Source organism: Leptolyngbya sp. ST-U4 (genome assembly GCF_039962215.1).
Classification (GTDB): Bacteria; Cyanobacteriota; Cyanobacteriia; order Elainellales; family Elainellaceae; genus Leptolyngbya_A.
Genome location: NZ_JAMPKZ010000009.1, coordinates 46,132 through 63,955, shown reverse-complemented (window position 1 = coordinate 63,955; position 17,824 = coordinate 46,132). Strand labels below are relative to the sequence as shown.

Sequence of the window (17,824 nt, the reverse complement as noted above, 5' to 3'; positions counted from 1 at the left end):
ACATCATCGTAATACAAGTGTAGTATGTTATCTGAAAGATGCAAGTTTTCCTCCTGCGAGGTTTAGCCATGATGAACGCATTGCTCTCGATCGCTCTGGTTCAGTCGCTCGTTTTCGCGGCAGAGATGCGGCTAGCTCTGCGTGGCGACGATTTCGATCGTGAATTTAATCATGGCGAGAACCTGGACGCACAGTATTGGCTCTATCCACTGTTCCTATCGGGGCTGCCCCTGCTGCGACTGCGACTCGCACTACGATTTGCACCACTATTTTTTACCCGATTTGAAGCAGGACTGCTGGAACAGCCAGAAAGTCATTTATTCAGGCAAAGCGGGAGGGCAAGATGGCAGTTATTTGCTGGATCAACACCCTGTTAAATCCTCAATCTGAGTTTTAATCCCCCGCTTCTTACGGATTTTTGGAGGCGGGGCTTGTTGCTGTCTAAATCGATTGCACTCATCAGTTGCCTCAATACCCCCCCATATCAATTCACTCAATCCAGTAAACCCGCAATTCCGAGTTACGAATTACGAATTGGTATTCCGTCTCCAGTTCTGCTGCAATTTCGATCTGCAATTTCGATCTGCAATTTCGCTGCTGAAGTTTTTGCTGAACTCTTGAACTGCCCCGGAGTCTTTTGGTCATGCTGAAATTGACCTATACCGAAACAGGATTGTACCTGGAACTTGTGCCGGAATCGATCGAGGAATGGCTACACCTGCGGCTGACGCTCTCCCTGCGAACCAGCCAGTGCTTTCACCTGGAGCCAGGAGCCGCCTCATTTCTGCTGCCCGCCAACCTGCAAGGATTAATCCGCTTGCATCGCCTGATCCACCGCACCGAGCAAGAAATTACTATCACGCCTGCTGACCATCGATCGGTCGAAATCAGCCTGCGGGGAATCTGGATTGCGTCTATAGCTCACGAAGCCGAAGGCGTTTTTGTGATAGCGATCGATCAGGCGATTGAATCGTTGTTGTTTGAACTATGGCAAATGTCAGAAATGGAAATCTCTCCGCTCAAATATTGAGAGGGATTTGAATCGTAGTTTTGTCTTGAATTTCTTTGATTGTCTACTGTGGAGGTGGCTTGAACTTTAGAAGTTAGAAATTTTAATTGATTAAGGGATTGTTTGAGAAATCTTAAAGGTTCTATATCGTTCTCTAAATCCCCTGGCTTTCGGGGGACTTTGAGAATCCTGAGGAGGGCTACGTTTCCCAGGGTTAGGGGGTTAGGGAGTGGTTCGCCTGATGAATGTTACTTCTCAAACATCCCTAACATTGATTAGATGCAAATCGCTCGTTTTCCCTAATGGCTGTTAGTATCTGTTCGTAGGCAATGTCTCCTACTTTCATCGGAAGTAATGCGTTTATTTCCTGGAAGTAGGACATTCAAGATGAAAGGTTTAATTCAGCGATCGCAATCTGCCGAAAAGTCAAATCATGCTTATATCAGCAGAGCCTTAACCCAGGAAGAATTTCCGCTTGCCCAAAGGCTAGTTTATCAAGTTTTTGTTGAGGAGATGGGTTGGGTTCCTGAGGTAAACAATCCCTCTGGAATTCGGTTTGGAACCTGGCAGAATGATCTAATTTTTGTGGATGACTATGACTCAGCTTCTCAGTGGTTTGGCACGTTTCATCACGATCGCCTGATTGCCTGCTGGCGGTTTTGTACTCCGTTAGACGATCGCTTTGAGCTAGAACGCTATCATGCAATTCCAGCTCTTCTAAAACAATCAAATAATCTAGAAGTGACCCGATTAGTCATTCATCCTCGCTATCGTCATACTTCAAGGATTTTGCTCCACCTTGCTCGTTCAACCTATCAGCAAATCTGCCAAACCTTTGACTATGTGTTGACGGCAGTTGCCTTTCCTGATCCCGGTAACCTTTATCTCAAATTGGGACTCAAAAAATTAGATTTACCCTCTTTCAAATATTCACCGTCTGATGTTTCCGAAGTTTCGCTGATCACGCTTGATTTAAAAGATAAGACCACATTAGTAAGTGGTCATTCTGATATTTATCAGTCCGATCGGTCGCACTCCTTAAACTGATCAAACTGATCTCCCTGTACTTTTCCAGGAGAAACCAATGCTAACCTTAACTGCTCGCCCCTATACTGGTCAGGCTGACCTTCAGCCCTTGACAAATTTGATTAACCAGTGCGAAGCCGCCGATCGCGAAGAGGAACTTTCCACGATCGAAGAAGTTAAGCAAGAGCTTGGTTCTCCTGGCTTCGACCCAATGCGAGATATGCGCCTCTGGGAGGAATCAGGAGAAATTCTGGCAGTGGCTCAGATCTGGCTTCCCCAAGCAGACGATCCAAACCTGAGCGGCTACCTCTGTCTCTATGTGCATCCCGATCGTCGCTATCAGGGATTGGAGCCAGAAATGATCGCCTGGGCAGAAGCGCGAATGCGGCAGGTAGGGCAGATCCGCCAGCAGGAGTCGATTTTGCGATGCGGCAGCCAGGATATTTTTCACGATCGCATTGCGATTATCGAAACAGCTGGTTTTGTGCTGGAGCGGCAGTTCTTCACCATGCGGCGATCGTTGCTTGATCCCATTCCCGATCCGGTTTTTCCTGTCGGATATCAACTATTGGACGGGTGCGATGAGCTAGACGAGGCCGCTTCCGTGGAGCTGTACAACCAGACCTTTATCGACCACTGGAATTTTCATCCTTTAACGATCGAACAGTTGCAGCACTGGTTAGCAGAGCCAAACTATCGTCCTGAACTGGATCTCGTTGCCGTTGCCCCTGACGGAACCTATGCGGGCTTCTGCTTCTGCTCGTCTCAGTCCGAAGCGAACAAACACCAGCCACAGCCAATTAGCTGGGTTAACGCTCTGGGAACGCGGCGCGGCTTTCGCCGGATGGGGTTAGGACGTGCCCTGCTTCTTGCCGGACTGCATCGCTTGCGATCGATCGAAATGGAAATCGCTCATCTGGGCGTGGATCTAAACAACCCCAATCAGGCACTTTCGCTCTATGAGTCGATTGGCTTTGAACCAATTAAAACCTGGCTGACTTACAGCAAGGCGATTACCTAATTCTCAAACCTTTTCTCGATAAGACTAGAAACTAGAAGACGGCTCAAGCCGCTGCAGCGTGACTACAAACAAAGTCAGCAAACCGCTTCATCAAATCCGGGTTTCGCCAGCCCTTGCTGGTTTCCTGCATCATAATCTCCAGTGATTCTTGGGGACTAAAAGCGGGTTTGTAAGGGCGCTCATGCGTCAACGCGTCATAGATATCAATGAGTTGAAACACCTGCGCCAGAAAAGGAATCTCATCACCCCTTAACCGATCGGGATAGCCTGACCCGTCCCAGCGTTCATGATGATGGCGAATGATTGGCGTTACGCCCCGCATCGTCTGCAGCGGCTGGCAAATTTGCTCACCAATTAAAACGTGCTGTCGCATAATTTCCCATTCGGCGTCACTGAGCTTGCCAGCCTTCAGCAAGACTGCATCAGGAATACCGACTTTGCCAATGTCGTGCAGATAGGCTCCCCACGACAAGTCGCGCACTTCGTTGCGAGGAAGCCGCAAAAACTCACCAAAGGCTTTACCCTGCTGCACCAGTCGCTCGCAGTGGTCGCCCGTGTTAGGGTCGCGACTCTCGATCGTCCGGGCGATCGAAAACAGCACTTTTCCCGCATGATCCAGGTCTTCGTTGAGGCGTTTTTGATGAATCAGCGACTTCACTCGTGCAGATAGCTCTAGCTGATCAAAGGGTTTGGAGAGGAAATCATCTCCGCCTGCTTCAATACCTCGAAGCCGGGCGCGTCGATCGTTCAGAGCCGTCACAAAAATTACGGGGGTTAAGCGTGTATGCTCATCTTGCTTAAGCTGTCGGCACACTTCGTAGCCGTCCATTCCCGGCATCATCACGTCTAGGAGGATTAAATCGGGATTGGCTCCTGCAAGGCAATTGAGAGCAGCTTGCCCATTTTCAGCTTCTAAAACCTCGTAGCCTTCAACTGAGAGTAATGCAACCGCAGTCGTTCTGCTGGAGGGGTGATCGTCAACAACCAGAATCTTGGGTCTATCTGAATCGAAGCGGTTCACAGGAATGTCTCACTTACGAATATAAACAGTGAAGAGTGAGGGTAGACAACTTCTTCAGCGTTCTGAAACGCGAGTTGGTGCTGCACAAAATTTCTCTTAGCGTTTAGCGGCTTTAACTTTTGTATCTTCACCAGTATGTTCAATCAGGATAGGTAGAGGATCAGGTTTTTTACTGATATCGCAGTACCTCATGGACACCGTCAATCGGCATAACACTGAATCTCGTCTAATATCGATTCACATTGAGGATGATAGTCGTCGATTCAAGCCTACCTTTCCAAAAAACAAAAACTAATTCTCGCCTAACCTGTAGCTGAGGCAATCAGGCTGAACTAATTCGACGCAGACAAAACAAAATCAGGACAAAACGAAATCAGAACAAAGCAAACGATACTGCAGAAGCAGTTTAAGTCTTAAACCTATCAGATAAATTCTATCAAATAAGTAATTAACACTCCAACCGCTAAAGCCCGTTAGACTCCTGAGAGCAATAAATCTGCGTCAACCTTTGCATTTCTATTTCCCTCGCTGAGAGTACACAAGCAATCCTCAAACTAAACCTTCGTAACAGGCTGCTCCATGTCGAGCTTTATTGATAAAAGGGATGCAGAGTAGCTCTCCTTAAGCTTTGAAGTACCCTTTTAGAGTACCCTTCTAAGTACACTTCAACCAAACTGAAAACCCCTCAGATCAACGGACTCGGAGGGGCGATGTAAAACTTTTGAGGCTGATCAAACAACCTTATCAGACCAAAATTGGCGATCGTCCCAGAAGCAAGCTTAGAAGAAAGCAGGCTGATGACGGAGCAGGCTGAGGAATTCTTCGCGGGTCTTTGAATCTTCCTGAAAAACACCCAGCATCGCGCTTGTCACCGTCCAGGAACCGGGTTTTTGCACACCGCGCATCGACATGCACATATGAGTCGCTTCCATTACGATCGCTACGCCTTTGGGTTCGAGGATTTCCTGCACTGCTTCTGCGACCTGGCGCGTTAGACGCTCCTGCACCTGAAGCCGCCGCGAATACATTTCGACAATGCGGGCAAGCTTGCTCAGACCAACGACTTTCTGGTTTGGAATATAGGCAACGTGCGCTCTGCCCATAAACGGCAGCATATGGTGTTCGCACAGGCTAAAGAAATTAATGTCGCGCACCAGCACCATCTCATTGTGCCCTTCGTCAAAGATGGCTCCGTTCACCAGTTCTTCGAGCGATTGCTGGTAGCCGCTGGTGAGAAACCGCATTGCCTCAGCCACCCGCTTTGGCGTTTTCAGCAATCCTTCGCGCTCTGGGTCTTCGCCAACGCTGACCAGCATATCGTGCACCGCTGCCATCATTGTTTCTTGAGCACTTTCTGGGATCGGATACAGCTTTGCCTCTTCACCAGAGCGAGTGGTGCGATCGGGACGAGTCGTGACGCGAGTGACATTGTTAGCCGAATCCGCCACCGTTGAATCTTTTGCTTGGGGAGAGGGACCGCCGTTGAAACCGTTAGAAGAAGCAATAGTCATAGTTCAGTAAGGGTAGATCTCAGAATCAAATTAGATGTCAGAAACAAATCAAAAGGGGTGAAAGAGGTTTTACAAAGCTCCGCCACTGGGCATGACGGTGAGTTCCTCCACCACTGCACCGGGCGGCAGTAGGGCAGCATGCAGAATGGTTTGCGCCACCACATCGGGCGTGAGCATTTGGGTGCGATCGAAATCTGCCTGTACCGTCTCTGTATCCCAAATCGGCGTGTTGGTTGAACCTGGACAAACCGTAACGACCCGAAGCCCATTTGCCCGCTCTTCTGCCGCCAGGATTTTAGAGAGGGAAATCAGTCCCGCTTTGCTGACGCTGTATGCGCCCCATCCGGGAAACGCCTGATAGCCAGCGATCGATGCCACATTGATCACCATGCCCCCCCGACGCTGTCGCATTCCGGGCAGAATGGCTTGAATGCACTGGAACACGCTCGTCAAATTCAGGTTGATCACCTGCTGCCAGTCCGATAGAGGGGTATCGATCAGGTTTCCCGTATAGCCCATTCCAGCATTGTTAACCAGAATATCGATCGGCGTTTTGTGATCGATCGCTTCAAACTGAGCTTTAATCGAATCAATCGCTGCCAGATCGATCGAATAAGCGTCAGCCTGAACGCCCAGCTGAGTGACCTCATGGGCAACTGCATCTAAGGCACTCTGGGAGCGACTTACAAGCACCAGATCAATTCCGGCTTTGGCAAATAAAAGCGCAGTTGCTCTGCCAATGCCACTACTTGCGCCCGTGATTAAAGCACGTTGATGGGCACGTTCAGGAATTTGAGCGGTCATGAAATTTTCCAAATACTTGCAGAAGGAGCGAGCGAAAAATACCTGCTAGAGAAATATCTAGCGAAGCCGTGGCGGATAAACCCATTTTGGAGAAGAATCGGTTAACCCCAAGTCAGATGCGCTTATGCAAAAAGCCGATTGCCTTGAAAAAGCAGGTTCACAGATGGAACATTGAATCTGGGAACTGGAAGAAGTACAGTGCTGCGCCAGAAATGGACGGGGGACAGAGACTAAACTGATAAAAGATCAAAGAGGTGCAGGCAGATCGCGATACTGCCTATCCTCCTGAGTTTGAACCAGTTAACCTGCGTCAGCAGCAAGGTTTTATGTAAACAAATGTTACATAAAAATTATAGCATTGGCGGTCGGGTGTTCGCAGATCGATCATCACTTTTCCTATGAATTCCTTCCGCAGGTAGGTGACTTTGAACGTTCATCGTTGATCTTAGACGATTCTTGCAGTGCAATTCCAGGTCGAGCAACTTTCGTCCGATAAATTTCCTGATATGTTTCACAGTTTTGCCTCAGCTAAGTGCTAGAGCAAGGCTCAGGAATTGTGCTAATTCAGGTTGAGCATTGATCGCATTAGACAAATTAAGCCGATTCCTGAAATTGACCAATTTGGCGAAACTTTTGATAGCGGAGTTCACGTCGCTGATGCGGGGTCATTTGGCTTAGTGTTTGGAGATTATCCAGCAGAGCATGCTTCAGTGTGGCAGCGGCAGCAAGCGGGGCAGAATGCGCTCCCCCGATCGGTTCCGGCAAAATTACATCTAGAATGCCGAGTGCCTTCAGATCTGCTGCGGTAATCTTCAACGCTTCAGCTGCTTGGGGAGCTTTGCTGGCATCTTTCCAGAGAATCGCCGCGCAGGCTTCAGGACTGGCAACGGTATAGACCGAATGCTCAAACATCATGAGCCGATCGCCCACGCCAATGCCCAGCGCACCACCTGATCCGCCTTCGCCAATCACTGTACAAACGATCGGCACTTCCAGGCGAAACATTTCTCGCAAATTGACGGCGATCGCTTCTCCCTGTCCCAGCCGTTCCGCTTCTAAGCCTGCATAAGCTCCAGGCGTATCGATAAAAGTAATAATCGGCATTCCAAATCGATTGGCGTGATCCATCAGGCGCAGTGCTTTGCGGTAGCCGCCTGGAGACGCCATGCCAAAGTTGCGGCTGACGTTATCTTTGGTGTCACGCCCTTTCTGGTGTCCCAGCATCACTACCGGACGACCTTCTAAGCGAGCAATGCCGCCTACCAGTGCGCGATCGTCGCTGCCTGTGGTTCGATCGCCATGTAGCTCCATCCACTCATCGCTGATTGCCTGAATGTAGTCCAGCGTACTGGGACGACGGGGATGACGTGCCACCTGAAGCCGCTGGGCGGGAGTTAGACTGCTAAAAATTTCCTGCCGAAGCTGCACCGCTCGTGCCTCAAGCTGAAGAATCTGATCAGACACATCGACATCATTTTCTTCTGCCAGTTCCCGAATCTGGGCAATTCGTGCGTCCAGTTCTACCAGGGGCTTTTCAAAATCGAGCAGGATGGGTTTGCGATCGGTGCTGACCATGTGAGGGAGAGGGGTGAAGGGGTGGGAAGATAGGGGGGTGAGAGGATAAGGGGCACTCCAGGAGGGAGTGCTTGCTAGAGCTTAGGGGAAGTTTTGCTGGAAATCTCTAAACAATAGTTTACCTTACGGTTCGCACCCTTCACGGCTCCAGTTTCAGTCGTTTGCCTCATGGTTTATTCAAGCGGCGTAGCTCTTTGAAGGCGCGATTGTCCAAGTGTGTAAAGCTAATGGAACGATAAGATCAAAACTGTTCATTCCCGATGGTTCAATTATGACGGCGGCGGTTGCACTCCATAGTGTTTATAAGGTCTACAACAACGTTCAGGTGGTGAACGATTTGTCTTTGACGATCGCACCTGGCGAAATTTTCGGCTTGCTCGGCCCCAACGGAGCCGGGAAGTCCACGACGATTCGGATGCTGACCACCCTGACGCAGCCCACTCAAGGCGATATTGTGGTGGCGGGCTATGATGTGGTGCGGCAGCCCTTTGGCGTGAAGAAACAGATTGGCGTGGTGCTGCAACAGCTCAGCGTTGATCAAGATTTGACCGTCTGGGAAAACATGGAATTTCATGCGCGCATGCACCATTTGTCTCCGGCAAAACGCAGGCAGGAAATCAGCCGCTGGCTGGACTACGTGGAGTTAGCCGATCGCCGTGATGCGATGGTAAAAACGCTATCAGGTGGAATGAAGCGCAGACTGCAAATTGCCAGGGCACTGCTGCACGAGCCGCAAATTTTATTTCTGGATGAACCCACGGTTGGACTCGACCCGCAAACGCGCCGCCGTCTCTGGGAAATCATCAAAGGACTAAATCAGCAGGGCATGACAATGCTGCTCACCACGCACTATATGGAGGAAGTCGAGTATTTGTGCGATCGCATTGGCATTATGGACAGCGGCAAGCTGATCGAGCTGGGTACGTTAGAAGAACTGCGACAGCGACACGGGGAAGGACTGGTGATGAAGCAAAATGGCGATCGCTGGGACTATCAGTTTTTCCCGACGTTGGACGAAGCGAAAACTTATCTAGAACACCAGCCCGACAAAACAGGGATGATGATTCGCCCCTCTAACCTGGAAGACATCTTCGTCGAACTCACCGGACGCAATCTCGACTAATTCACCACTCAAAACACTAGCCATCCTCTCTTTATCTTTATATCTTTTACCCTCCGAGTCAGTTTTGGTCAGGGCACAATTTCTTTTGCTCATTTATCCCTCCACCCCACCCCTTCCTATCCCCTCACTCACCCTCTTGCCAGAATCCGCTATACTCATCAGGCAAAATCTGTTTCTCCTTGCGCCAGAATGCCTCGCCTTGCCGCACAAATAGAAGCGATTCTCTACCTGAAAGCTCAACCCCTAACGATTGCCAAAATCGCAGAATATTCTGGGTGCGATCGAGCACAGATCCAGGAAGGCATGATTGAGCTAATGGCGGACTACGCCCATCGAGACAGTGCGCTGGAAGTGGTTGAAACGCCAGACGGATACTGTCTTCAGCTCCGGGAAGCTTATCAAGGTTTGGTGCAAACGCTGATTCCGGTTGATTTAGGGCGGGGGGCACTGCGAACCCTGGCGGCGATCGCCCTCAAAGGTTCTATCAGTCAGCCCGATTTGGTCGAACTGCGAGGTTCAGGTGCTTATCAGCACGTTCAGGAATTAGTGGAGCTGGGCTTTGTGCGGAAGTGGAGACAGTCCGACGGCAGATCTTATTGGCTTCAAGTCACGGACAAGTTTTATCAGTATTTTCAGGTCGACCAGTTGCCCCCGCTCTCCGACTCTCTTTGATTCTTGGCTCCCTCTGCTTCCGGCCCCTTCTGCTTCCGGCCCCTCTCCAGCTCCGTATTTCTTCCGGCAGGACTTAGCAAATCGAAAATGCTACCTTAAGACTACTAGGCACAGGAGCAGGTAACAATGGCACAATAGATCGACAAGACCGCAATAAATGTTCAAACAGTTGTAACTTAAAATTGAGGCTTGCTATGGTGTTTAACCCTGACGATTTTGAGTTCTTCGGTAGTGATACTGGAGAGGGTCAGGCGAATCAACTGTTGAAGTACCTTCAGCACCAATCTCCTGAGGTTCTGGCGCGAGTCGCTCGATCGGTTAGCCCAGAAATTAAGCAGATTATTTCTCAAAACGTCCAGGGCTTGGTTGGCGTTCTGCCTTCGGAAGCCTTCAACGTGCAGGTCACAACCGATCGCGACAACCTTGCAGGTCTGCTGGCATCGGCAATGATGACCGGGTACTTCCTGCGGCGCATGGAACAGCGCATGGAGCTAGAAGCCAGCATCAAAGGCTCAATTTCGATGGGACTTGACCTCGAAGACTAAGGCAAGACCCAATTTTCACGGATTCGGAAAGGCAATCGGGCGAACCTGAATAGTTTTTGTTTCATTGCCACGCTTGACCTCAACCGAGACAGAGCCGCCGACTTGACTGGTCTCGATTTGTTGCTGCACATCTGAAGAAGTGGCAACGGGTACATTGTTCACTTTAAGGATCACGTCGCCTGGACGGATTCCTGCTGTCTCAGCAGGGGCGCTTTTCATGACCTGAATAATCATAACGCCCTGCGTATCGCTAATTTTTAGATTGAGTTCTGGGTCTTCGTTAATCCGATCGCGTAGATCCGATGTGAGATCCACCATTTGAATCCCCAAATAGGGGTGCTGAGCCTGTCCTTTGTCAAATAGCTGCTGAGCAATGCGCCAGCCTGTCTCGATCGGAATTGCAAACCCCAAGCCCTGTGCGTTTGCTCGAATTGCAGTATTGATGCCAATTACTTCGCCGCGATCGTTGAGCAAGGGTCCGCCAGAATTACCCGGATTGATTGCCGCATCGGTCTGAATAAATCGAACGCGCCGATCGGGAATGCCCACTTGAGAACTCGATCGCCCCGTTGCGCTGATAATGCCTGCTGTCACTGTATTGTCTAAACCCAGCGGGTTGCCAATGGCGATCGCCCACTGTCCCGGAATCAGGGTTTCTGACTTGCCCAGCGTCACCGTGGGTAGGCTTGCCGCATTGATTTTAATGGCTGCAACGTCAGTGACCGGATCGATGCCCACCACTTTGCCGTCAAGCGTGCGTCCGTCTTTCAGAGTGACTTTTACGGTGCTTGCCCCTTCAACCACATGGGCATTGGTAATCACTCGCCCGTCTTGGCTGACGATAAAGCCCGACCCCGTGCCCTGTTCAATCCGATCCTGAGGCGGGATGGGAACGTCTTCGCCAAAGAATCGTTTGAAGAAGGGGTTTTGCAGCGCGTCAGGAAGCTGAGACTCGACCGATCGTTCAGAGTCAATCCGCACCACGGCAGGACCCACCTTTTGCACAGCATCGGCAATGAAGTTTTGATTGCTGCCAATCGGCAGGGGAACCTGAGCGACTGCCTGAGTTTCCTGAAACAGCACAGGGGAATGGGTTGGTGCTGGGGATGCAGTAGGTTCAGTCGGACGAGTGACCGATCGCATATAGTAGGCACTTGCCCAGCCTGCACTGCCCCCGATCGCCAGCAAGACGGCATAAAATCCCACGTTCTTCATTGACAAGCCCATATTTCGCTGTTTCGCAATCCGCACGGCTCATATTCTCCCCCAATACTAACCAGAATCGCTTGGGAATTGGTAATGGCAATTCAGCTAGCCGCAACCATAAGCAGAATTTGTCAGAATTGAGTCAAGCTTGTGTAGAAGGATAAGAAACTTTGGTGGGTGTCTTGTTTTTTAAGAATTGGTTGGCGATCGGGCTGCAATTCTCCTGGGACTGCGCCAAGCGATTACCCCTTAGGGGAACAGCGAAGCGACCGATTCCCTTGCGGGAGGAAGTGCTTTGCATCAGCTCGATCGGTATTTTTCTCACCGGGTGGCTCAGTGGGGGGGATACGTTAACTCAGCCTGTGAAAGCTCAAACCTTGACCGTTCCCACCCCTTCTGTTTCGACCTGTCCTGCCCCTGCCCTATCGCAGCTCAACCGCCATCGCATCCAGTCCGGCGAAACGCTAGAGAGCATTGCTGCCCGATATAACCTGATTCCGGCGACGCTGATCGGCTTTAATCCCCGCCTGCGGAGCGGCTCTGCCCCTGTTGGAACCGAAATTGTGATTCCGCCCTACAACGGTATTCGGGTTGATGTGCCTACCGGAACCAGCCTGCGGAACCTTGCCAGACGCTACAACGTGCGTCCGGATGTTTTGTTTGAAATTAATGGCTGCCAGACTGCTCCCAGGACTGTCTTTGTACCGGGGGTCAACTGGTCGCCTAATCCGGCTCCGACCACTGCCAATAGCCCGATCGATCGCTATCCTCTGCCATCGGTTGCGCCAATTTTGACTCGCTATGGGTGGCAGCTTAATCCGGCAAGCGGCAGGGTGGTATTTCAGAGCGGCGTGAATTTGGAAGCGGCAGTGGGGACCCCGGTTTATGCGGCAGGATCCGGGACGATCGCCTTTGCGGGAAATCAGGCAGGCTATGGAAATCTGGTGGTGATTAATCACAGCCAGGGACTTCAGACCCGATACGCTCATCTGCAAAGGATGAATGTGCGCGTTGGTCAGACGGTTCGCGTAGGTACGACGATCGGTACGGTGGGGTATTCGAGCGGTAGCTCAGTCGGCAATTCGGGAAGCAATTCGGGGCAAAGCCAACCTTACCTCACCTTTGAAGTGCGATCGAATTCTGATTTAGGCTGGGTGGCGCAGGATCCGGGAAACTATCTGCGGCAGTTGCGATCGGGCGGAAGACGGTAATCTTCTGTAAAAAATAAAGCGACAAATCAAAAAGTAAGGTGAGCAATGCCACCCTATCCTTAAAAGCGTCCAATTAAAGAATTTCGCTACTCACTGAACTGATACATGCCGCCATTTAGATCACACAAATTAACCGCAGCCTGTTCAATCGATTCGCCGTCCTCAAACACGCCCTCAATGTCGTATTCGCACTGAGTGCGATCGTCGGCGATCGTCACTATTATGCTTTTTCCTGACCCCAGGACATCAAGCCCCAGAATATCTTCCTCCCAGTTCTCCACATCGGTTGGAGACGCGTAAAATTCCATCAAGGTGTAGCTGGTAGCGTTGTTTAGCGTAAACTGCACGTCTTCTGCCAGAGCACTTTTGGCACCGATCGCCACCAAGGGCAGTGCAAAAACCATTGCAGCAATTGCCTGTATCTGAATTTTAGAAAGCACAGCAAATCTCCATTTGCTTAAAACGACTCTTGATTAGCTTTCCTCCAGGAGCGATTGGAGTCTGACGAAAACCGGATTCTCTCTACAAGTTCCAGGTAAAGTTTGAAACTTGAACTCTTGATCTGCTCAGCATATTTTCAGAAGAAACTTTTTTAGACCGCCTGCAAGAATGCTAGCTTTCCTTCTTGATCCCGCTCCCAGAACGATAGAGCAGCCTTGAGTTCCACGGACTTCTCGTCCTGCTCCCCTTTGCCTCCTCAATTCAATCGAGTGGGAGAAGAGGCTGCGGGATAGCGGAGGTCAGTTCAGGATGGCTACTTCGCTCTGCAATTTTTGCCGCAAAAAAGGGGCGGCTGCCCCTCGGTTTGTTATTGATTAACTGATTGTTCAATGATCTGCTGATTGATTGGTTAACCGATCGGTGTGACCGATTGCTAACCATTCGATCGTCCTACAGCGTCAACGACTGCGGATTAGTTTCGATTAGCTTTGCCAGGTCTTGCAGGAATGCGGCTGCGTGTGCGCCGTAGATAATCCGGTGATCACACGTTAGATTAACCTGCATTTGCGTCTTCATGCCAAATAGTCCATCCGATGTAGCGACCATTTGTGGACGAGAAGCCCCCACTGCCAAAATTGCTCCCTGTCCGGGTGGCAAGATGGCATCAAAGCGATCGACCCCAAACATCCCCAGATTAGAGATCGTGAAGCCGCCTGTGCTGTATTCGTCGGGCTGAAGCTGCTTTGAGCGCGAGCGATCGACCAGATCTTTCCACATCCGCGACAGCGAGTAGAGGTCAAGCTGATCGGCGTTTTGCAGCACGGGGGTAATCAGTCCACCATCGGCCATTGCCACTGCGATCGCGACGTTGATCGATGAGCGATAGTTGATACCCTGCTCGGTGTAAAAGGCAGTCATGATCGGGTGCTTTTGCAGCGTGACAGCAACCGCTTTTGCCAGCAGAGCCGTCATAGTAACGCCCTTCGATTTCACCTGCTTATAGAGCTTGTCTAAATTGTCTGTTGTGATGGTGTAGCCGACCCGGAAAACGGGCACTTGCAGGCTTGCCATCATGTTTCGCACCACAGCATTTTGCAGCGTGTTCAGCGGCACAACCTGGCCGGGCGCAGCAGGAGCGACAGGAGCGGGGGGCACGATCGAAGCTTTGGCGGCAGCGGGTGCGGGCGGAGCCATGGGTGCAGGAGCCACGGGTGCAGGAGCGACAGGTACAGGGGAAACTGGGGGAGCCGGAGGAACCGGAGCAGACGTTTTCCCGGCTGCCGCTTCGATATCTTCTGCCACAATCCGCCCATAGGGTCCGCTGCCTTGCAGTCCTGCCAGGTCGATCTTGAGTTCCTTGGCAAGTTTGCGGGCGCGGGGTGAGGCGATCGTGCGTCCGTTGCGGCTGGGCGTACCGTTGCCGTTTGCAGCTTCCAGCGGTGCAGGAGAAACTGCGGTTGCTGCTGCCATTTGCGCCGGAGCATCTGCCGTGGCTTCAGCCGGAGCAGCGTTTGCTGATCCTTGCTGTTTTGCCAGTTCGATTTCCGCTTCGGTTTCTGCAACCAGGGCGATCGCAGCTCCGACGGCGGCTGACTCTCCTGCCGGGACAACGATCGTAGCAAGGAAGCCCTCATAGAACGATTCCACGTCCATGTCTGCCTTATCTGACTCGACAATCACCACGGTTTCGCCTTTTTCGATCTTGTCGCCAGGGGATTTTACCCAGGACACAATCTTGCCTTCCGTCATCGTCGAACTGAGGGCAGGCATAAAAATTTCGTTAATCATGGCTATACGTCTCCGCGAATTTCCTCAACAATGCCGTCGCGCAGCAGCAGTTCAACCTGCATTTTGCGGATCAGGTTGTCGCCCGTTTCAACGCGGAAAAAGCCCTCAATTTGTCCGGTGCTGACTTCCTGATCCAGATCGAGCAATTGCACCTGCTGAAGTTGCTGCAAAATCTGGTTTTTCTTACCGAGCAGGTCGCTGCGCCGCTGATTGATTTGCACCTGCACGTTATTCACCTGCTGCACCACAACCGGGTCAGAAGGGTTAGTGCTTTGTCGCTGAATTTCACCGATCGTCCGCTGCCCGTCAATCTCCAATTGCTGAAGCTGACCATCTAGCTGATTGATCTGGGCTTGCAATTGCTGTTGGGTATCTTCCTTCCAGCGCGGCGTGACGACCACCTTCACATTAATAACTCGTTTTAGAAGCAGATGGGGTTTGGAGATTTCCATGAACGCAGGCTAGGAGAGTAGGTTTTTCAACAAGCTTTTACGCTAGAGCGGCTGTGCCGTCAGTCCTTCCTGTGACAACAGCCCATTGTTTATTTTCTATGAGAATGGACGCTTAGTGAAAACTTTGGGTAAAACCACCAAGCCGATCCTCTAGAAGCGCATCAATCAGGAGATGAATCACGTAATTTCTCAGGTACTTGTTGGTCAAGCCTGGTTGCCGCCGCCCGTCCTGAAAGCCCTGTCTCTTATTCTGCAATCTTAATTTTGCATTGTCCTCCACGAATGACAAGGAAGGAAGCAGGACACCGATGCGGCAGGACTTCCAGCTTGTTCTCTAGCAGAGGAACCACAAGAAGGATAAGTTTTCGTAAAGCTGTAGAAAACACCCAACCTGAATAATTTTTCAGACTGAAACCATTCCAAATTCTGATCTGCGTCCTGTTCTAAATTTCTAGTGTAAAATCGCACACCGAAGTCGTGAGACTACTGAAATCTTTTCTAGATGAGAGCTTCAAAAGGTTCTGCAGGAGCCATGAATTACGAGGGGCTGGGCTGCAACTGTACCTGAGCTGAATGAAATCTCGATGAAGTCTCTCGACAGAAAAATTTAGAACCAGATACAAAGGGGTTAGTGTTTCTTCGCTACGGCTTCACAGCAGGGTTAAGTCATTTACTAAGTATGACGTGACGTGCACTTTCAGTGATTTCAGCCGGACTGCTGATGAGGCTAGCGTTAACCCTGGCCTGGTTAAGAAGGCATTTACAACACCTCTTTGAGCTGAGAAAACAAGGCAGTCGGGAAAGTCTTAGCCATCAATATCACGACTAACTCTTAACTTTGCTTTAGTTCAGTGCAATCGCCCGGGAGCTTATGTTATGAACCACTCAATCAGCCCACTCAGCAAAGCCGCAATTATCTCAGCGATTCAAGAACTGGTGCCGCCCGGGTCGCCAGAGCCACAGGAGCCAGAAACGATCGCTACGCTACAAAGCCTAACTGCCCAGCTCATTAAGGCATACCAAGCCGATGGCATGCTGCAAGGTGATCCCTTTGCAGAAGTGTGGCAGCGCAACATTTATCTGTATGAGGCAGAAGTGCGCGAGCGGCTAACGAGAAAAACGGTGCTGGTGACGGGGGGTGAGGGATGTGTCGGTGGCGCGTTAATTCAAAAACTGACGGGCCTGGGTGCAAAAAAGATTATTTCTGTAGACCATGCTCGCAAGGCTGGATGCTTGGTCAGCACTGAGCCGGAGCACGCGATCGCCACTGAAGTTCCGGTGGTTTACTACGTGGCTGACATTCGCAACCTGATTGACTTAGAAGCAATTTTTGCAGCCGAGCGTCCTGAAGTGGTGTTTCACCTAGCGGCTCAGCGGCTTCCCTGGCTGGCAGAAAAGCAAATCCGTGAAACGGTGACGACAAATATTTGCGGTTCACAAAATATCATTCAGCTCTGTGAACGATATGGCGTTAAACACTGCATTTATTCTTCAACCGGGAAGGGATCGCGATATTACACGGCTGAAGTTTACGCCGCCACCAAAAAAATGACGGAGTGGCAGTTTGCTAAGGCATCGCGAGAAGGGCATACCTGCTACGGAATGGTGCGGTTTACCCATATGCTGGACAACAGCTCGTTCTGCGAGTACTTTGACCAGAAACTTCAGCAGGATGCAATTGTCAAAGTTCATGCGCCGCACCGCTATGTAGTTGGTCAGAATGTGGGTGAAGCAGTCCATCTGCTGTTGAACGCGCTTGCGCTATCGCAGCCCGATCGCCTGAAATTCTTCCTCTGTCGGAATCTGGGCTGGCCCGTCGAAACGCTCGAAGTTGCACTGCACAAAATTCTTCAGACGAGTCTTCAGTCTGGCAAAAAAATTCCGCTGTACTTTCAAGGGCTGGTCGCTGGATACGAAGAGCCGTTTTTTCGGGGTCAAGTAGATTGGAGCCAGCCTAGCGAGGTCAATACGCTGATCAATGTGATTGAGTGCCAATGGCGATCGATCGATGCCTCAGGCGACATGATTGTGTCAGAAATCGCTCCGTTTTCAGCTTCGATACTGGCAAAACATTTGCTGCTGCTGCGATCGCTAACAGACAATCTGGAAACCGCAGAAGCCGACCTGCGGCAAGGATTAGGCGACGCAATAAAAGCGATTGCCACTTCCACTTTCCAACAAGCTCCCCCTGCCCGATTGCTGAATATCTGGAAATGGGGCTTTGATCCCAGATATTGGTCGTCTGACAACAATCAAATCGATGCCTATCATCAAGACTTGCTCGATTTGCTGCTGAGCGGTCTGTTTCGACGACTCAACAAAATCGAAAATCTAACCCCCTGCGTTGATGCAATCACTCAATACATCGATCCTGAGGCACTCGAGCTGCCGTTTCGACTAGCTGCTTAGCCAATCAAGA

At 50.7% G+C, this 17,824-nt stretch carries 17 protein-coding genes; 9 read left to right on the top strand and 8 right to left on the bottom strand.

The genetic code is table 11. The annotated features are described in order from the left end of the window. Positions 1–68 precede the first annotated feature (68 nt). The 4 genes from NDA02_RS14875 to NDA02_RS14860 all read left to right on the top strand — a co-directional run bounded on the left by NDA02_RS14875 (position 69) and on the right by NDA02_RS14860 (position 3,056). Positions 69–377, top strand: coding sequence for a hypothetical protein (locus tag NDA02_RS14875; protein WP_190794069.1), 309 nt, complete (start codon positions 69–71; stop codon positions 375–377). Between the two features lie 266 nt (positions 378–643). Next, a complete protein-coding gene (locus tag NDA02_RS14870) occupies positions 644–1,030 on the top strand; it encodes an alr0857 family protein (protein ID WP_190794068.1) in 387 nt (128 codons plus the stop codon). Between the two features lie 366 nt (positions 1,031–1,396). After that, positions 1,397–2,056, top strand: coding sequence for a GNAT family N-acyltransferase (locus NDA02_RS14865; RefSeq protein ID WP_190794067.1), 660 nt, complete (start codon positions 1,397–1,399; stop codon positions 2,054–2,056). Positions 2,057–2,093: 37 nt separating this feature from the next. After that, a complete protein-coding gene (locus tag NDA02_RS14860; protein WP_190794066.1) occupies positions 2,094–3,056 on the top strand; it encodes a GNAT family N-acetyltransferase in 963 nt (320 codons plus the stop codon). 43 nt (positions 3,057–3,099) lie between these two features. On the opposite strand, the gene NDA02_RS14855 is transcribed toward NDA02_RS14860, so the two are convergent. The 4 genes from NDA02_RS14855 to accA all read right to left on the bottom strand — a co-directional run bounded on the left by NDA02_RS14855 (position 3,100) and on the right by accA (position 7,967). Next, positions 3,100–4,077: an HD domain-containing phosphohydrolase gene (locus NDA02_RS14855; RefSeq protein WP_190794065.1), complete on the bottom strand. Its 978-nt coding sequence runs from the start codon at positions 4,075–4,077 to the stop codon at positions 3,100–3,102. A gap of 779 nt (positions 4,078–4,856) precedes the next feature. Further along, on the bottom strand, positions 4,857–5,588 hold the full coding sequence (gene folE / locus NDA02_RS14850; protein ID WP_190794064.1) for a GTP cyclohydrolase I FolE: 732 nt from the start codon (positions 5,586–5,588) through the stop codon (positions 4,857–4,859). Between the two features lie 69 nt (positions 5,589–5,657). Further along, positions 5,658–6,392, bottom strand: a complete 735-nt coding sequence (locus NDA02_RS14845; RefSeq protein ID WP_190794063.1) for an SDR family oxidoreductase — start codon at positions 6,390–6,392, stop codon at positions 5,658–5,660. A 594-nt stretch (positions 6,393–6,986) separates the two neighbouring features. Beyond that, positions 6,987–7,967, bottom strand: coding sequence for an acetyl-CoA carboxylase carboxyl transferase subunit alpha (gene accA, locus NDA02_RS14840; RefSeq protein WP_190792999.1), 981 nt, complete (start codon positions 7,965–7,967; stop codon positions 6,987–6,989). A 271-nt stretch (positions 7,968–8,238) separates the two neighbouring features. On the opposite strand from accA, the gene NDA02_RS14835 reads away from it, so the two are divergent. The 3 genes from NDA02_RS14835 (at position 8,239) to NDA02_RS14825 (ending at position 10,307) form a co-directional block, all read left to right on the top strand. Further along, positions 8,239–9,090, top strand: coding sequence for an ABC transporter ATP-binding protein (locus NDA02_RS14835; RefSeq protein WP_190793000.1), 852 nt, complete (start codon positions 8,239–8,241; stop codon positions 9,088–9,090). Between the two features lie 189 nt (positions 9,091–9,279). Further along, complete coding sequence (gene scpB / locus NDA02_RS14830; RefSeq protein ID WP_348246563.1) at positions 9,280–9,762, top strand: SMC-Scp complex subunit ScpB; 483 nt, start codon at positions 9,280–9,282, stop codon at positions 9,760–9,762. 194 nt (positions 9,763–9,956) lie between these two features. Next, complete coding sequence (locus tag NDA02_RS14825) at positions 9,957–10,307, top strand: DUF760 domain-containing protein (protein WP_190793002.1); 351 nt, start codon at positions 9,957–9,959, stop codon at positions 10,305–10,307. Between the two features lie 15 nt (positions 10,308–10,322). Here the strand turns inward: NDA02_RS14825 and NDA02_RS14820 are convergent, their stop codons facing one another. Beyond that, positions 10,323–11,534, bottom strand: coding sequence for an HhoA/HhoB/HtrA family serine endopeptidase (locus NDA02_RS14820; RefSeq protein WP_348255243.1), 1,212 nt, complete (start codon positions 11,532–11,534; stop codon positions 10,323–10,325). A 152-nt stretch (positions 11,535–11,686) separates the two neighbouring features. On the opposite strand from NDA02_RS14820, the gene NDA02_RS14815 reads away from it, so the two are divergent. Then, positions 11,687–12,724 (top strand): M23 family metallopeptidase, encoded by a 1,038-nt coding sequence (locus NDA02_RS14815; protein ID WP_347277898.1) that lies wholly within the window; start codon positions 11,687–11,689, stop codon positions 12,722–12,724. Positions 12,725–12,810: 86 nt separating this feature from the next. Here NDA02_RS14815 and NDA02_RS14810 read toward each other — a convergent pair whose 3' ends face one another. The 3 genes from NDA02_RS14810 to NDA02_RS14800 form a co-directional block, all read right to left on the bottom strand. Then, positions 12,811–13,164, bottom strand: coding sequence for a hypothetical protein (locus tag NDA02_RS14810; RefSeq protein ID WP_199296670.1), 354 nt, complete (start codon positions 13,162–13,164; stop codon positions 12,811–12,813). A 451-nt stretch (positions 13,165–13,615) separates the two neighbouring features. Further along, positions 13,616–14,953: a dihydrolipoamide acetyltransferase family protein gene (locus NDA02_RS14805; RefSeq protein WP_190793003.1), complete on the bottom strand. Its 1,338-nt coding sequence runs from the start codon at positions 14,951–14,953 to the stop codon at positions 13,616–13,618. A 2-nt stretch (positions 14,954–14,955) separates the two neighbouring features. Continuing rightward, complete coding sequence (locus tag NDA02_RS14800) at positions 14,956–15,405, bottom strand: YlqD family protein (protein ID WP_190793004.1); 450 nt, start codon at positions 15,403–15,405, stop codon at positions 14,956–14,958. A gap of 876 nt (positions 15,406–16,281) precedes the next feature. Here NDA02_RS14800 and NDA02_RS14795 point away from each other — a divergent pair. Next, the gene (locus NDA02_RS14795; RefSeq protein ID WP_348255182.1) at positions 16,282–17,814 is read left to right on the top strand and encodes a polysaccharide biosynthesis protein; all 1,533 of its coding nucleotides are present in this window, start codon (positions 16,282–16,284) and stop codon (positions 17,812–17,814) included. Positions 17,815–17,824: the final 10 nt, after the last annotated feature.

What these genes read in the sequence shown, in the direction of transcription:
- NDA02_RS14875 (WP_190794069.1), top strand. Translation starts at nt 69, where the DNA reads ATGATGAACGCATTGCTCTCGATCGCTCTGGTTCAGTCGCTCGTTTTC.
- NDA02_RS14870 (WP_190794068.1), top strand. Translation starts at nt 644, where the DNA reads ATGCTGAAATTGACCTATACCGAAACAGGATTGTACCTGGAACTTGTG.
- NDA02_RS14865 (WP_190794067.1), top strand. Translation starts at nt 1,397, where the DNA reads ATGAAAGGTTTAATTCAGCGATCGCAATCTGCCGAAAAGTCAAATCAT.
- NDA02_RS14860 (WP_190794066.1), top strand. Translation starts at nt 2,094, where the DNA reads ATGCTAACCTTAACTGCTCGCCCCTATACTGGTCAGGCTGACCTTCAG.
- folE (WP_190794064.1), bottom strand. Translation starts at nt 5,588, where the DNA reads ATGACTATTGCTTCTTCTAACGGTTTCAACGGCGGTCCCTCTCCCCAA.
- NDA02_RS14845 (WP_190794063.1), bottom strand. Translation starts at nt 6,392, where the DNA reads ATGACCGCTCAAATTCCTGAACGTGCCCATCAACGTGCTTTAATCACG.
- accA (WP_190792999.1), bottom strand. Translation starts at nt 7,967, where the DNA reads ATGGTCAGCACCGATCGCAAACCCATCCTGCTCGATTTTGAAAAGCCC.
- NDA02_RS14835 (WP_190793000.1), top strand. Translation starts at nt 8,239, where the DNA reads ATGACGGCGGCGGTTGCACTCCATAGTGTTTATAAGGTCTACAACAAC.
- scpB (WP_348246563.1), top strand. Translation starts at nt 9,280, where the DNA reads ATGCCTCGCCTTGCCGCACAAATAGAAGCGATTCTCTACCTGAAAGCT.
- NDA02_RS14825 (WP_190793002.1), top strand. Translation starts at nt 9,957, where the DNA reads ATGGTGTTTAACCCTGACGATTTTGAGTTCTTCGGTAGTGATACTGGA.
- NDA02_RS14820 (WP_348255243.1), bottom strand. Translation starts at nt 11,534, where the DNA reads ATGGGCTTGTCAATGAAGAACGTGGGATTTTATGCCGTCTTGCTGGCG.
- NDA02_RS14805 (WP_190793003.1), bottom strand. Translation starts at nt 14,953, where the DNA reads ATGATTAACGAAATTTTTATGCCTGCCCTCAGTTCGACGATGACGGAA.
- NDA02_RS14800 (WP_190793004.1), bottom strand. Translation starts at nt 15,405, where the DNA reads ATGGAAATCTCCAAACCCCATCTGCTTCTAAAACGAGTTATTAATGTG.
- NDA02_RS14795 (WP_348255182.1), top strand. Translation starts at nt 16,282, where the DNA reads ATGAACCACTCAATCAGCCCACTCAGCAAAGCCGCAATTATCTCAGCG.